At 67.0% G+C, this 14,374-nt stretch carries 11 protein-coding genes; 5 read left to right on the forward strand and 6 right to left on the reverse strand.

What is annotated here, in order from left to right:
* Positions 1 to 29 precede the first annotated feature (29 nt).
* From M2299_RS10730 to M2299_RS10745, 4 genes are all read right to left on the reverse strand, one after another.
* Positions 30 to 686, reverse strand: coding sequence for a response regulator transcription factor (locus M2299_RS10730; protein WP_033831979.1), 657 nt, complete (start codon positions 684 to 686; stop codon positions 30 to 32).
* A 72-nt stretch (positions 687 to 758) separates the two neighbouring features.
* The gene (locus tag M2299_RS10735; protein ID WP_025874120.1) at positions 759 to 1,814 is read right to left on the reverse strand and encodes an ABC transporter substrate-binding protein; all 1,056 of its coding nucleotides are present in this window, start codon (positions 1,812 to 1,814) and stop codon (positions 759 to 761) included.
* The gene (locus tag M2299_RS10740) at positions 1,811 to 3,202 is read right to left on the reverse strand and encodes a sensor histidine kinase (RefSeq protein ID WP_032975453.1); all 1,392 of its coding nucleotides are present in this window, start codon (positions 3,200 to 3,202) and stop codon (positions 1,811 to 1,813) included. Before M2299_RS10740 ends, M2299_RS10735 begins: the two co-directional genes overlap by 4 nt.
* Positions 3,195 to 3,884 (reverse strand): response regulator transcription factor, encoded by a 690-nt coding sequence (locus tag M2299_RS10745; protein WP_025874118.1) that lies wholly within the window; start codon positions 3,882 to 3,884, stop codon positions 3,195 to 3,197. The genes M2299_RS10740 and M2299_RS10745 overlap by 8 nt, the downstream gene beginning before the upstream one ends.
* 327 nt (positions 3,885 to 4,211) lie before the next feature.
* On the opposite strand from M2299_RS10745, the gene M2299_RS10750 reads away from it, so the two are divergent.
* From M2299_RS10750 to M2299_RS10765, 4 genes are all read left to right on the forward strand, one after another.
* Positions 4,212 to 5,348 carry a porin gene (locus tag M2299_RS10750; protein WP_280884342.1) on the forward strand — a complete coding sequence of 379 codons (1,137 nt, stop codon included), beginning with the start codon at positions 4,212 to 4,214 and terminating at the stop codon, positions 5,346 to 5,348.
* A gap of 75 nt (positions 5,349 to 5,423) precedes the next feature.
* Positions 5,424 to 6,752 carry a CitMHS family transporter gene (locus M2299_RS10755; RefSeq protein WP_025874116.1) on the forward strand — a complete coding sequence of 443 codons (1,329 nt, stop codon included), beginning with the start codon at positions 5,424 to 5,426 and terminating at the stop codon, positions 6,750 to 6,752.
* Positions 6,753 to 6,777: 25 nt separating this feature from the next.
* Complete coding sequence (gene phbB / locus M2299_RS10760; protein WP_025874115.1) at positions 6,778 to 7,518, forward strand: acetoacetyl-CoA reductase; 741 nt, start codon at positions 6,778 to 6,780, stop codon at positions 7,516 to 7,518.
* A gap of 176 nt (positions 7,519 to 7,694) precedes the next feature.
* Positions 7,695 to 9,983 (forward strand): TonB-dependent receptor, encoded by a 2,289-nt coding sequence (locus M2299_RS10765; protein WP_280884327.1) that lies wholly within the window; start codon positions 7,695 to 7,697, stop codon positions 9,981 to 9,983.
* A gap of 446 nt (positions 9,984 to 10,429) precedes the next feature.
* Here M2299_RS10765 and M2299_RS10770 read toward each other — a convergent pair whose 3' ends face one another.
* Complete coding sequence (locus tag M2299_RS10770; protein WP_280884328.1) at positions 10,430 to 11,683, reverse strand: flavohemoglobin expression-modulating QEGLA motif protein; 1,254 nt, start codon at positions 11,681 to 11,683, stop codon at positions 10,430 to 10,432.
* A 192-nt stretch (positions 11,684 to 11,875) separates the two neighbouring features.
* Positions 11,876 to 12,976, reverse strand: coding sequence for a ribosome small subunit-dependent GTPase A (gene rsgA, locus M2299_RS10775; protein ID WP_207759525.1), 1,101 nt, complete (start codon positions 12,974 to 12,976; stop codon positions 11,876 to 11,878).
* A 121-nt stretch (positions 12,977 to 13,097) separates the two neighbouring features.
* On the opposite strand from rsgA, the gene M2299_RS10780 reads away from it, so the two are divergent.
* Positions 13,098 to 14,372, forward strand: coding sequence for a pyridoxal phosphate-dependent aminotransferase (locus M2299_RS10780; RefSeq protein WP_099843618.1), 1,275 nt, complete (start codon positions 13,098 to 13,100; stop codon positions 14,370 to 14,372).
* Positions 14,373 to 14,374: the final 2 nt, after the last annotated feature.

The raw sequence follows: 14,374 nt of genomic DNA on the forward strand, positions 1-14,374 counted from the left end.
GCAGTACATGCGCCAACGTCCCGTCTCTGTCAGCCATCCAATCCAACGCGCGCATCGCCTTCCGGCTCCAGCGCCTTCACCAGCACTGCCGCCTGCGTGCGGCTGTGGCATTCGAGCTTCTTCAGGATGGCGGTCACGTGCACCTTCACCGTGTTTTCGGCCAAGCCCAGTTCATAGGCGATCTGCTTGTTGAGCAGCCCGTCGGCCAGGCACAGCAGCACCCGGAACTGCTGTGGCGTCAGCTGCGCCAGGCGGCTGGCCAGCAACGCGTCGGCCTCGGAACGCTCAGCGGCCATCGCCGGGAACCACAGGCCACCATCGAGCACCGCTGCCACCGCTTCACCGATGGTTTCGGCAGGCGCGGACTTGGGAATGAATCCGGCCGCGCCGAACTGCTGCGCGCGACGGATCACCCGCGGGTGGTCGTTGGAGGACAGGATCACCACCGGAATATCCGGGTGCGAACCGCGCACGTGCAGCAGCGCGGAGAATCCGTGTGCGCCCGGCATGGTCAGGTCCAGCAGCACCAGATCCACATCGGGCTGTGCGTCCAGCGAGGTGGCCAGTGCTTCGGCGCTGGCCACCTCGCGTACCTGCGCCAGCGGCAGACTCTGCCGCAACGACTGCACCACCGCCGAACGCAGCAGCGGATGGTCATCGGCGATCAGGATGGTGTATTCGCTCATGCGGCCATTGTACGGGCAGCGAACTGCCTCCGCCGGGCATGGCCCGGCGCTACCGGAGCACCAGTACGGGCGCTACCGCCCCGCCGGCTCCACGCTGCTGCGCCATGCATCCAGGAACTGGCGGCGCTTGAGCGCATCCAGGTAGACCAGCAGGCCGGGGCCGAGCTGGATCGGGCGACGGCTGCGGCCAGGGGCGTCCCCGCCGCCTGCATCGCTGCGCACGATCGGCATCAGCCGCGCTTCCCGCGCGAGCACCTGCTGGCCGCGCGGCGACAGCAGGTAGTCGAGGAAACGCCGCGCTTCCTGCGGGTGCGCGCCGGTACGCGGAATCACCGCCGTACGCAGTACCACCAGCGTGTAGTCTTCCGGCTCGACGATGGCCAGCGGTGCGCCCGCATCGATACGCGCCTGCGCATACGAGCCCAGCACGTTGTAGACCAGCGACAACTGGCCGCTGGCTACCTGGTCCAGCAGCACCCCGGTACGCTCCTCGCGCACCACCGCATTGTCGCCCAGCGCACCGAGCAACGCACCGGCGATGCTGCCGCGCTGGGCGTCCTGGGTCGCCAGCAGGTAGCCCACGCTGCTGCGTTCGATATCGTAGGTACCGACCTTGCCGCGCAACGGCGCCCCTTCCGCGCGCAGCAGGTCCAGCAGCTGTCGACGCGTGTGCGGCGCCTTCGCGGCCGGCAGCCTGCGGGTGTTGTAGACCATCACCACCGGCTCGTAGCTGATGCCGAATGCCTCGCCACGCCATTGCGCCCACGCTGGCAGCGCCTGGGTCTGCAGCGAGCGGTGTGGCAACGCGTGGCCGTCGTTGACCAGCTTGGTCTGCAGGTCCATGCCGCTGGAGATCAGCAGGTCCGGCGACGCAGGCCCGCTGCGGTCGCGCAGGTAACGCGCGTACAGGTCCTGGGTGATGATGTCTTCGTACACCACCTCGCTGCCCGGATGCAGCCGCTGGTAGTCGGCGATGACCTCGGCGAAGACCTCGATATCGGTGGTGCCGTGGATGCGCAGCTGCGCGGTGGCGGCGCCCTGGGCGGGGAAGCGGCGTACATCGCCCGGCGCGGCAAGGACCGGCACCGCCAGCAACAGGGCAACAACAACGACGAACAGGCGGATCATGTGCTGCTCCGGGGCAGGCGGATGGTGGCGACCAGGCCACCCTGCGGTCGATTGCTGAGATCGATCTGGCCGCCATGGCTGTCGACCACCCGCTTGACGATGGCCAGGCCAAGGCCTGCACCGCCGGAGGGTGCGCCTTCGCCGCGCGCGAAACGCTCGAACACGCGTTCGGCATCGGCGGCGGCGATGCCGGTGCCGTGGTCGGCGATGGTCAGCACGGCCTGCCCGCCTTCAGCGGTCAGCGCGATCTGCAAGGGGCCATCGCCGCCGTACTTCAGCGCGTTGTCGACCAGATTCTTGATGGCTTCGCGCAGCAGCAGCGCGTCGCCATGCACCTGCACCGGCTCGGCCGTCATCGCCAGCTGCACGCGCGGGGCGGGCCCTGCCTGCGGCAGCGCTTCATGCAGGGCCTGGTGCACGGTCTCGGCCAGGTCCACGGTGGCGAAGCGCTGCAGATGTGACCGATGGATCACGCTGGCATCGCTGAGCAGCTGGTTGAGCAGCCGGCTCATGTGGGTGGCGTTGCGCTCGATCGCCTGCAGGCTGCGCCGCATGTCTTCCGGATCGTCGTCGTCCAGCGCCAGCTGTGCCTGCGCACGCAGCGCGGCCAACGGCGTGCGCATCTGGTGCGCGGCCTCGGCCATGAACGCGCGCAGGGTTTCATTGCTGCTGGACAGGCGCTCCATGAAGCGGTTCAGCGCGGCCACCATCTGGTCCATCTCCCGTGGCACGCGCGCATCGAGCGGTTTCAGGTCGGACGGCTCACGGCGTGACAGCTCGCGCTCGACCCGCACCAGCGGCCGGAACGCGCGGTGCACGCCGAACGCCACCAGTGCCAGCAGCAATCCCGACAACACGCCGATGGCCAACAGCGCGCGGGTGACCAGCTCCTGCGCCACCGCTTCGCGCGCACGCCGGGTCTGCCCCACCTGCACCTGCACCTCGCCCTGCGCGGAGGCCGCGGCAAAGCTGCGGCCGACCACGACGAAACGCACGATCTCGCCGCTGTAGGGCGCATCGAACAACTGCGGTTGCGTGCCCGGCCGCCGCGGCGACGCAGGCAGGTCACCGTAGCCGGTGATCAGGTTGCCGCGGCTGTCGGCGATCCGGTAGAACACGCGGTCTTCCGGCGCCATCGCCAGAAGGTCCAGCGCGGCATACGGAAGGTCCACCTGCCACTGGCCATCGACCAATGCCACCGAATCGGCGATCGACAGGGCCGACGACACCAGCAGATGGTCGTAGGAGCGGTTGGCGGCACGCTGGCCGTAGTCGCGTGCAGCGAACAGCAGCGCCACCGCGAACACCGCCAGCAACGCGCCCAGGTACAGCAGCAGGGTGCGCCGCAGCGACCCGGGGGCGGCACTTGCGCTGCGCGCGTCAGCCATCGGCATCGGCCGGGCCGTCGCTGGCTTCAAGCAGATAGCCGACACCACGCACCGTGGTGATGCGCAGCGGCGCGCCCGCCAGCTTTCTGCGCAGGCGACCGATGTACAGCTCGATGGCATTCGGCCCGGCTTCGTCATCGAAGCCGAACAGGCCATTGCCGATCTCATCCTTGCCCACCACCTGGCCCAAGCGCCCGACCAGGATCTCCAGCAACCGATACTCGCGGTTGGGCAGCTCGATCGGCTCGCCATCCAGGGTCACCCGGTGCGCAGCGTTGTCGAACTGGAAGCCACCGATCTGCACCACTTCGCTGGCTTGCCCGCGTGCACGTCGCAGCAGCACGCGGCAGCGCGCTTCGAATTCACGGAAGTCGAATGGCTTGCCGAGGTAGTCGTCAGCACCGACATCGAGTGCCTGCACGCGATCTTCGATGCCATCGCGTGCGGTCAGCATCAGCACCGGTGTGCTGTCACCACGCTCGCGCATGCCGGCCAGCACCCGCAGCCCATCCAGTTTTGGCAGGCCGATATCCAGCACCACCAGATCGAAACTCTGGTAACGCAACACGCTGGCGGCGGCCAGGCCGTCGGCCTGCCAGTCCACCGCGTGACCACTGCGGCGCATGCGACGGATGATCGCATCGGCCAGGTCCGGGTTGTCTTCGACCAGCAGCAGGCGCATGGGCACAACAGTGGGAGGGGAAACGAATGCTACCGCATGGCGCCGCTGCGCTCGCCAGGCATGGCCGGGCGCTACCGATGCTGACCTGTTCCGCCGGTCATGGATCGGCGCCCCCGGGTGCATCGTCGCCGGGTAGCGCCGGGCCATGCCCGGGGAGCGCAGCGGAGACCATTTACGCTGCACCGCACAAACCGCTGACAGGACGATGACAGCTTGCGCGACACAGACTGCGGCCGCGCACCGTCCGGTGCCCACGATTGCCGCGCGCCTGGCGCGCACCTGGGAGGGTTTGTGGAATTGAGCATTGCCTGGCGGCGTCCTGCCGCCATGATGGCCCTGGCTGCGCTGGCCGCGCCGGCCTTCGCCGAAGACGAACGTCCAGTGACCGCCACGGTGGGCGGCCGCCTGCACCTGGACTTCGCCACCTTCGACAACGACAACCGGGGTACGCCGAACAAGGACGACACCGAGATCCGCCGCGCCTGGGTTGACGTGTCCGGCAAGTTCTTCGTGGTCGACTACAAGCTGGAAGCCGATTTCTCCGGCGACCGTGTCGAGGCCAAAGACGTCTACCTGAGCCGCAGCTTCGGCGATGCCGGCCGCCTCACCGTGGGCCAGTTCAAGCAGTATTTCTCGCTGGACGACCGCACCGGTTCCAACTACGGCAGCTTCCTGGAGCGCGGCAACGCCGGCACCACGCTGGCGCCGCTGTACCGGCTGGGCGCCTCGTGGCAGGCCAACCCGGGCGATTTCACCTGGGCGGCCAGCGTCTACAGCCTGGAGAGCATCGATGCCTGGCAGGTCAAGGGCCGCGCTGCAGGTGGACGCGTTACCTGGGCGCCGTCACCCAGCGAGGGCGACGTGCTGCACCTGGGCCTGTCGCTGGCCCGCGAGGCCTATGACAACCCGGGCGGCAACGGCACCCCGGGCCTGAAGATCCGTCCGCGTCCGGCCGGCCATCTGTCCGACGAAAGCCGCCTGACCCTGGTCGACTTCTCCGCTGGCCGCGATACCGACGTCAACAAGTGGTCGCTGGAATATGCGCAGGTGCGCGGCCCGCTGTCATGGCAGGGCGAGTTCAGCGGCGCCACCTTCGATGATGGCGCCCAGCGCGGTGACGTGATGGCCGCCTACGGCATGCTCAGCTGGTTCGTTACCGGCGAAAGCCGCGCCTACGACCGCAAGACCGGCCGCTTCGCCCGGGTCAAGAACATCCGCCACAAGGCCGGTGCCTTCGAAGTGGCCCTGCGCTACGACCAGATGTGGGGCGCGCAGCACCTCGATGGTGCGCCGGACCTGCGCCGTGGCAGTACCGAGGGCTGGACGCTGGGCGGCAACTGGTACCTGCGCGACAACCTGCGCTTCATGCTCAACGCGATCGAAAGCCGCAACCGCGACCGCCTCGCCGGTACCACGGTGGATCGCACGCGCGCGGTCACCGGGCGCCTGCAGTTCGACTTCTAACGCGTTTTCCCCGGGCACGCCCGCTCGGGCCCCTTCCACGTCCCACGTCCTGTTTCCTCTAGGAGTCCGCAGATGATGCTGAGCATCCTCGGCTTTGGCATGGTCATTACGTTCATGTACTTGATCATGAGCAAACGACTGTCGCCGCTCGTTGCCCTGATCACCATTCCCATCATCTTCGCCCTGATCGGTGGCTTCGCCGCCGGCATCGACGAGATGATGCTGGAAGGCATCAAGAAGATCGCGCCGACCGGCGTGATGTTGATGTTCGCCATTCTCTACTTCGGCGTGATGATCGATGCAGGCCTGTTCGATCCGCTGGTGCGGATCATCCTGCGCTTCGTCAAGGGCGACCCGATGAAGATCGTGCTTGGCACCGCCGTGCTGGCGATGCTGATCTCGCTCGACGGCGATGGCTCGACCACCTACATGATCACCGTCTCGGCGATGCTGCCGCTGTACCAGCGGCTGGGCATGAACGCGCTGAACATGACCTGCGTGACCATTCTCGCCGGTGGCGTGATGAACCTGACCCCGTGGGGCGGCCCGACCGCACGCGCGGCCACCGCACTGCACGTGGATCCGGCCGATGTGTTCGTGCCACTGATTCCCTCGATGGTGATCGCCTGCGCTGGCGTGCTGCTGCTGGCCTGGTACCTGGGCCTGAAGGAGCGTCGTCGCCTGGGCGTGGTGACCCTGCCCAAGGGCGGCAGCTGGATGGACAACAGCGTGTCCGATGACGGCAACACGCTGCCGACCGTCGAAGACGCCGAAGACACCAAGCGCCCGAAGCTGCTGTGGGTGAACCTGGTGCTGACCCTGGCGCTGATGAGCGCGCTCATCATCGGTGTGCTGCCGATGCCGGTGCTGTTCATGATCGGCTTCGCCATCGCGCTGGTGATCAACTACCCGAACCTGGCCGAACAGCGCCGCCGCGTGGTCAGCCATGCCGGCAGCGTGCTGTCGGTGGTGGCGCTGATCTTCGCCGCAGGCATCTTCACCGGCATCCTCAACAACACCGGCATGGTCGAGGCGATGTCGCACAGCTTCCTGGCGATCATCCCCGACAGCTGGGGCCCGTACCTGGCGGTGATCACCGCCGTGGCCTCGATGCCGTTCACCTTCTTCATGTCCAACGACGCGTTCTACTTCGGCGTGCTGCCGATCCTGTCCGAGGCGGCCGGCAACTACGGCATCACCCCGGTGGAAATGGCCCGCGCGTCGCTGGCCGGGCAGCCGGTGCACCTGCTCAGCCCGCTGGTGCCTTCCACCTATCTGCTGGTCGGGCTGGCCAAGGTTGAATTCGCCGACCACCAGAAATTCACCCTGAAGTGGGCGATCGCCATTTCGCTGCTGCTGATGATCGGCGGCCTGTTGTTCGGGCTCTATCCCTTCACGGCCTGATTTCCTTACCAAGGAGCGTTCTGCAATGACTCTTCGCATCGCCTACGTCACCAGCGGGATGGGCAGTGTCGGCACTGCCATCTGCCAGAGCCTGGCCCGTTCCGGCCATACCGTGGTCGCCGGCTGCGCGCCCAACTCGCCGCGCAAGGCCAACTGGCTGCGCGAGCAGCGCGAACAGGGCTTTGATTTCATCGCCTCCGAAGGCAACGCCACCGATTGGGCGTCGACCACGGCGGCCTTCGCCAAGGTGCGTGCCGAGGTCGGCGAGGTGGACGTGCTGGTCAACAACTCCGGCGGCAGCCGCGACCTGCTGTTCCGGCAGATGACGGTGGAGGACTGGAATGCGGTGATCGCCTCCAATCTCAATTCGCTGTTCAACCTGACCAAGCAGGTGGTCGATGGCATGGCCACGCGTGGCTGGGGCCGCATCATCAACATCGGTTCGGTCAGCGCCCACAAGGGCCAGATCGGCCAGGTGAACTACGCCACGGCAAAAGCCGCGATGCACGGTTTCAGCCGTGCGCTGGCCGCTGAAGTCGCCTCGCGCGGGGTCACCGTCAACACGCTGTCGCCGGGCTACATCGCCAGCCAGGCGATCAGCAGCTTCCCACCGGACGTGCTGGATCGACTGGCCGCGTCGGTACCAGTGCGGCGCCTGGGTCGCCCGGAAGAAGTGGCCGGCCTGTGTGCCTGGCTGGCTTCGGATGAAGCCTCCTACGTGACCGGTGCCGACTATCCGGTCAACGGTGGCCTGTACATGGGCTAGCCCTCTCCGCGCAGGGCGTGGGTCTGCTTCCCTCCCCCGGCAGATTCACGCCCTGCGCGGCTTCCCCCACGACGCCGTTCGTTGTTTTTCCGTAAACAAGGTTTCATGTTCCGTTCGCATAGTGGCCGTGCACCACGCCCCCGGGCCGGTGACCATCCCCCATGCAACGGACCATCATGCAGACCCGATACCTGACGATCGCCGTGGCGATCGCGCTTTCCGCCGCCAGCGCCCACGCCGCTGAAGCCACCGACGCCACCGCCGACACCGCGCTGAGCGCGCAGACGCTGGATACCGTCTCGGTCATCGGCCAGGGCGAGACCCGCCAGGTGCAGCGCATCACCACCGTCGACAAGCAGGTGCTGCCGCCGGGTACCAGCGGCCAGAAGATCCTCGACCGCCTGCCCGGCGTGTCGGTGCAGTCCAACGATGCATTCGGTGCCAATGAGGAATCGCAGACCATCAGCCTGCGTGGCTTCGACAAGAGCCGCCTGGGTTACACGCTGGACGGCGTCCCGCTGGGCGACAACAGCTACGGCAACTACAACGGCCTGAGCATCGCCCGTGCACTGATCGCCGAGAACCTGGCCGGCGCCGAGCTGTCGCAGGGCATCGGCTCGCTGGGCGTGGCCTCGACCAGCAACCTTGGCGGCACCATCCAGTACTTCTCGATGGACCCGTCCACCGAATTCGGCGGCCGCGCCAGCATCACCGTCGGCGATGACAACCAGCGCCGCGGCTACCTGCGGGTGGACACCGGCGACATCAACGGCTTCTCGGCCTACGTGTCCGGCGTGCATCAGGACCAGGACATGTGGGCCGCGCCGTACCAGAACCAGACCACCCGCCAGTTCAATGCCAAGGCGGTATGGAACGTGGGCGACAACCGCTTCGGTGCCTTCGTCGCCACCTCGCGCGCCAGCCAGGCCAACTATGCCTACCTGTCCAAGGACATGCTGGCGCGCGGACTGGGTTATGACTGGAACATCTATGCACCGGACTGGGATCGCGCCGTCGCGGCTGCATACTGCGCACCGGGCACCTACAACAAGGCACGCTGTGCATTCAGCGGCGGCGTCAACAGCATCGACGATGCCTACTACCAGAGCCGTGCGCTGCGCGATGACAACCTGTACTCGATCGACGCCGACATCCGCCTGGGTGAACAGGGCCGCCTGAAACTGCTGGGCTACCACCACGAAAACCGTGGCCAGGGCCACTGGTGGGCACCGGGCCAGCCGTCCTACCCGGGCACCGACAGGATGCTGCCGATCTCGATCCGCAGCACCAACTACACCATCAACCGCGATGGCGTGACCGCTGCGCTGTCGTGGACGCTGGGCATCCACGAACTGGAAGCCGGCGTGTGGTACGAGCAGAACGACCATAACGTCTCGCGCAACTTCTACTACATCAGCGGCCCGTTCCTGGACGACCTGTACCTGCAGAATCCGGACCGTCGCCTGTTCAACCAGGACTTCGACATCCGTACCCGCCAGTTCTATGTGCAGGACCGCATGCGCTTCCTCGACCAGCGCCTGACCGTGGACGTGGGCATCAAGAGCCCCAACACGCGCATGACTGCCAAGGCCCAGCCGGGCATGGAAACCAGCATCGCCTCGGGTACGCTGACCGCCAAGGAATCGGTGCTGCCGCAGCTGGGCGTGGGCTTCAAGCTCAATGCCAACAATGAAGTGTTCGCCTCGTACGCCGAGAACATCGCCGCCTTCGTCGGCGGCGGCAGCGGTGGCCCGCTGCAGGTGTCGCCGGAATCGTTCGCGGCCAGCGCCGGCCTGGAGCCGGAGAAGTCCAAGAGCCTGGAAGCTGGTTTCCGTACCTTCGGCGAGAAATACCAGGCGTCGATCGCGGCCTACAACGTGAAGTTCGACAACCGTCTGCTGTCGTTGAACCCGTGCTCGAGCATCGAGGTAGGCACGCGTCCGGAGTGCGTGACGCGCTTCATCAACGTCGGTTCGGTGAAGAGCCATGGCGCAGAGCTGACCTTCATCCTCAAGCCGGTCGATGGCCTGCAGTGGTACAACGCGCTGTCCTGGAACAAGACCACCTACGAGGATGACTACACCTCGGGCGGTGCGATCGTACCGGTGGCCGGCAAGATCACCGTGGATACGCCGCAGCGCATGGCGTCCAGCGAGATCAGCTGGAACCGCGATGGCTTCTTCGCCAGCCTGCGCGCCAAGTACACCGGCAAGCGGTACTACACCTACACCAACGACCAGTCGGTGCCGGGCGTGACCACCTTCGATGCCGGCGCCGGCTACGACTTCGGCCCGGGCATGGGCCTGCGCAACGTGCGGGTGTCGTTGAACGCGACCAACCTGACCAACAAGCGCTATGCGGGCCAGCTGAGTTCGTTCGCACCGACCGATCCGAAGGGCACGCGGTATGCAATCCATGCGAGTGCGCCGCGGCAGATCTTCATTACGGTGGAGGCGGAGTTCTAAGTCGAAAGCGGGCGCTGCGGCGCGTTGATTGTTCCTGCATGGCGTGGGTAGGCAGGCCCATGCAGGACACGCCGTAAACCCATCCATGGGGGCTCGATGGCGCCATCCATGGCGCCAACGGTCCTGCATGGGCCTGCCTACCCGCGCTGGACAGTTCCCCGCGCCGGCGCGGAGGCAATGGAAAGCAAGAGCAAAAGCAAAAGCAAAGAGCCGGGCAGTGCCCGGCTCTTTGCTTTTCAAGCGCAATCCCTTCGGCGCGGTGATGTGCTGCCGCCCGCGCGGGAAACTGTCTGGCGGCGGTGGGGCACCCTGGCCAGGACCGTGAGGCGCATGGATGCGCCGATCGAGCCCCCATGGATGGGTTTACGGCGTGTCCTGGCCAGGGTGCCCCACCGCCGCCAACCGATATCAATCGAGGCGCCAGCGCATCATCCCGCCAACGCATTTCATTCCGGCGCCAGCTGGTCCATCCGGATGCGGTTGGCGAACAGCGAGAACGCCAGCATGCCAGCCAGGCCGTTGGCCCGGCTCATCCAGTGCGGCAGCCAGCGCGGTGGCTTCAGCACACCCGATTCGAACAGCGGGGCGAACGCAATCGCATCGGTCAGGCTCATCTTGCCGGCGAACAACCAGCGGCAGACCTGCAGGCGATCCTCGGCCAGCATGTGGCGGAAGAAGGTATGCACCGACACCAGCCCGCGCAGGTACACCGTGTCCTTGGTGAAGGCCAGGCCGCCACTTGGCGGCACTCCGCGGAACACCCGCTGCGCCGAGGCGAAGCTCTCTTCCGGGTTCTGCCCGGCATCGCAGAAGTAGCGGAACACCTCGATGAAGTCCGCACCTTCGCGCGCCATCGCGATCGCCTCGGTACGCAGGCTGATGCGCTTCAGGCGCTCGATGTCGATGCTGCCGGTGATCTGCTCGGCAAACGTCGCCAGTCCTTCCTGGGTGGCCGTCACCCGTGGCGAGGACAGCGCCAGGCTCGGCAGCACCGGCTGCGCGCGACCGTTCAACGCCGTCAACGAATGCACCAGCGCTTCGTGGTGGAACAGCTGCGCGCGGTCGTAGGCGCTGAAACGCGCGCTGGTGCGCAGGCGGATGCGGGTCGATCCGGCAGCCGCCTTCGAGACCAGCGCCGGGTCCAGCTGCACCTGGATGATGCGTGATTCAAAGAACGCATCGAGATCATTCTGCAGCTGCAGCTGCAGGGCGATGGCCGAAACCGGCACCTGCTCTTCCGGTGCCAGCAGTTCGTGATCCAGTTCGGCAGCAATCTGGATGAAGTGGCGCGCCGCATCGCGCGTGCTCGGTCCGTTGCCCGGCAACGGCTGCTCGGGCGAACCGAACAACTGCATCGAACAAGCATCCACGGCCGCGGTGCCGAGGCCTTCCAGCAGCTGCGCTGCCAGATCCCAGCTCTGCGCGGATTGCCGCACGTAATGGCCCAGCGGATGGCTTTCGTCACACTCGGCAGCGAGCGCGGCCAGCGCGCGACGCTCGTCGCTGAAGTCCAGCTTCGGGTAGTCGACCACCGGCAGCGTCGGCTGGCCACGGGCCACGCTGTCCAGGAAGGGTGCCTGCAGTGTCGCCGGCCAGCTGGTCAGGCCCAGCAGGCGGATGCCTCCTACGGCCTCGACCAGGCGCGCATCGAGCGCTGCATGGTGGGCCACGTCACGGTCCAGCGTCGCGGTCGGTTCCATGGGCGGACTATAACGCCCTGCCCGCGCATTGGTAGGTGCCAACCTTGGTTGGCATCCGCCGACGGCGGGCTTCGGACACCTCCGTGCCAACCAAGGTTGGCACCCACCAAGAGCGGGCAGAGGCCGGCTTCGGACGCCTCCGTGCCAACCAAGGTTGGCACCTACCGGAAGCGGGTTTCCGGCACCGCGGGGTCAACGCCGGCGCGGTTTGCCCGCCGGGCGGAACTGCTGGCTCTTGCCCTTCCTGCCACCGCGTTCCTGCGCGGTCTCGGCCTGGCGCACGGCCAGCTTGGCGGCGGCGGCGGCCACTTCTTCCTTCAACTTGAAGTAATTCAGCAGCCGGCTCTCTTCGATCTCGCCGGCATCGATCGCCGCACGCACGGCACAGCCGGGTTCCTGCTGGTGCATGCAGTCGCGGAAGCGGCACTGCGCGGCCAGCGCTTCGATGTCGGCGAAACCGCCTTCGGCCAGCGTTTCTTCGCCGGTCGGCTTCAGTTCGCGCATGCCCGGCGTATCGATCAGGCAGGCGCCCATCGGCAGTGGCATCAGTGCGCGGTGGGTGGTGGTATGGCGGCCGCGCGAATCGTTGGCGCGCACCGTATTGGTCTTCATCCGCTGTTCGCCCAGCAGCGTGTTGGTCAGCGTCGACTTGCCCGCACCGGAAGAACCCACCAGCACTACCGTGCGGCCGGGGCCCAACCACGGCTCCAGCACTGCAACACTGTCGGCATCCAGGCCATTGATCGCGTGCAGGGCGATGCCCTGCATCTCCAGTTCTTCCAGCACCGCCAGCGCATCTTCGCTGTACTCGGTCTGGTCGGCCTTGGTCAGCACCACCACCGGTTCGGCACCGCCACCGCCCACCAGCAGCAGGTAGCGTTCAATACGACGCGGATTGAAGTCCGCATCCAGGCCACAGACGATGAAGACGGTATCGATGTTGGCGGCGATCACCTGCTGGTGGTAATGCTCACCGGCAGCGCCACGTTTGATGGCGGTACGTCGCGGCAACAGGGCAACGATGCGGATGCCATCCAGCAGCACCCAGTCGCCCACCGCCGGCCGTTCGTGGCTGGGGAAGCGCGGGCGCTGCCACTCCGGCAGCGATTCGGCCTTGATCGATGCCTCCGGGCCATCAGCCACCACATAGTGGGTGCGATGCTGCTCGATCACCCGCGCCGGGTGGGCCTGCGGGTGTGCGGCCATCACAGCCTGCCAGTCGGCCTGCTGCGGCGGGCCCGGCCAGGGCCAGCCAATGGTCTGCAGAGCGGTGAAATCGGGGGTATGGGTCATCGCCGCCATTCTACCTGTGTGGTGCCGCCCAGCCCAATGTTGGCGGGCCCTGCGGCCCTTGCCATGCGCTGCAGCAATTCCGCTACCATGGAAGCCCCATGCCTTTTGCGGCCCACCGCCCATGTCCACTCCCTCGCCCAAACCCCTGGTCATCCGCGAGCGCCTTTCCGAAGTGCGCTACGAAATCCGCGGAGAACTGGCACGGCGAGCCCGGGAGCTGGAAGCGCAGGGCCACAAGCTGATCAAGCTCAACATCGGCAATCCCGGCGCTTTCGGCTTCCGTGCACCGGAACACCTGCAGCGCGCGATCGCCGATGACATGGGCCGCACCGATCCGTATACCCACCAGCAGGGCCTGCCGGTCGCCCGCGAGGCCATCGCCGCTGCCTACGCCCGCCGTGGCGCACCGGATGCCCATCCGGACCGCGTGTTCGTCGGCAACGGTGTCAGCGAGCTGATCGACCTGTCGCTGCGTGCGCTGCTCAACCCGGGCGATGAAGTGCTGGTGCCCTCGCCGGACTACCCGCTGTGGTCGGCCTCGACCATCCTCAACGATGGCCGCCCGGTGTATTACCGCTGCGCCGCCGAGAACGGCTTCCAGCCGGACCCGAGCGAGATCGAGACGCTGGTGTCCTCGCGCACCCGCGCCATCGTGCTGATCAATCCGAACAACCCCAGCGGTGCCAGCTACCCGCGCGAGCTGCTGGAGCAGGTGGTGGAGATCGCGCGCCGCCACAACCTGCTGCTGCTGGTCGATGAGATCTACGACCAGATCCTGTACGACGACGCGGTGTTCCAGCCGGTCGCACCGCTGGCCGGTGACCATCCCTGCCTGACCTTCGGCGGCCTGAGCAAGGTGCACCGCGCCTGCGGCTGGCGGGTGGGCTGGGCGCACCTCAGCGGCGACGACGCGCGGCTGGGCGACTTCCGCGCCGCGCTGGACCTGCTGGGCGCGCTGCGCCTGTGCGCCAACGTGCCGGGCCAGTACGCCATCGACGCCGCAGTGAACGGTCCGGACACCATTTCGGAGCTGTGCGCACCGGGTGGCCGCCTGTATGAAACCCGTCGTGCGGTGATCGAAGCCTGCGAGGCCAGCGAGCACCTGTCGCTGGTTGCCCCCGCCGGCGCGCTGTATGCGTTCCCGGCCGTGGTCGGTGCCGCTGCCAAGGGCTTCGACGATCATAATTTCGCGCTGGACCTGATGAACAACGACGGCGTGCTGGTGGTGCCGGGCTCGAGCTTCAACGTGCCTTACCGCCATCACTTCCGCGTGACCCTGCTGCCGGAGGCGTCGGTGATGCGCGACGTGTTCGCCCGTATCGACCGCGCCCTCGCCCGCCGTGCCGAAGACGCCACCAAGGTGGTGCCGATGAAGCCCCGCCGGTCGGTGGCTTGATC

This window comes from Stenotrophomonas sp. 1278 (assembly GCF_029892765.1).
Classification (GTDB): Bacteria; Pseudomonadota; Gammaproteobacteria; order Xanthomonadales; family Xanthomonadaceae; genus Stenotrophomonas; species Stenotrophomonas indicatrix.

Excerpts from the sequence above, each read along its gene's own strand:
- rsgA (WP_207759525.1), bottom strand. The coding sequence starts at position 12,976 with ATGACCCATACCCCCGATTTCACCGCTCTGCAGACCATTGGCTGGCCC.
- M2299_RS10740 (WP_032975453.1), bottom strand. The coding sequence starts at position 3,202 with ATGGCTGACGCGCGCAGCGCAAGTGCCGCCCCCGGGTCGCTGCGGCGC.
- M2299_RS10730 (WP_033831979.1), bottom strand. The coding sequence starts at position 686 with ATGAGCGAATACACCATCCTGATCGCCGATGACCATCCGCTGCTGCGT.
- M2299_RS10765 (WP_280884327.1), top strand. The coding sequence starts at position 7,695 with ATGCAGACCCGATACCTGACGATCGCCGTGGCGATCGCGCTTTCCGCC.
- M2299_RS10755 (WP_025874116.1), top strand. The coding sequence starts at position 5,424 with ATGCTGAGCATCCTCGGCTTTGGCATGGTCATTACGTTCATGTACTTG.
- M2299_RS10780 (WP_099843618.1), top strand. The coding sequence starts at position 13,098 with ATGTCCACTCCCTCGCCCAAACCCCTGGTCATCCGCGAGCGCCTTTCC.
- M2299_RS10770 (WP_280884328.1), bottom strand. The coding sequence starts at position 11,683 with ATGGAACCGACCGCGACGCTGGACCGTGACGTGGCCCACCATGCAGCG.
- phbB (WP_025874115.1), top strand. The coding sequence starts at position 6,778 with ATGACTCTTCGCATCGCCTACGTCACCAGCGGGATGGGCAGTGTCGGC.
- M2299_RS10745 (WP_025874118.1), bottom strand. The coding sequence starts at position 3,884 with ATGCGCCTGCTGCTGGTCGAAGACAACCCGGACCTGGCCGATGCGATC.
- M2299_RS10750 (WP_280884342.1), top strand. The coding sequence starts at position 4,212 with ATGATGGCCCTGGCTGCGCTGGCCGCGCCGGCCTTCGCCGAAGACGAA.
- M2299_RS10735 (WP_025874120.1), bottom strand. The coding sequence starts at position 1,814 with ATGATCCGCCTGTTCGTCGTTGTTGTTGCCCTGTTGCTGGCGGTGCCG.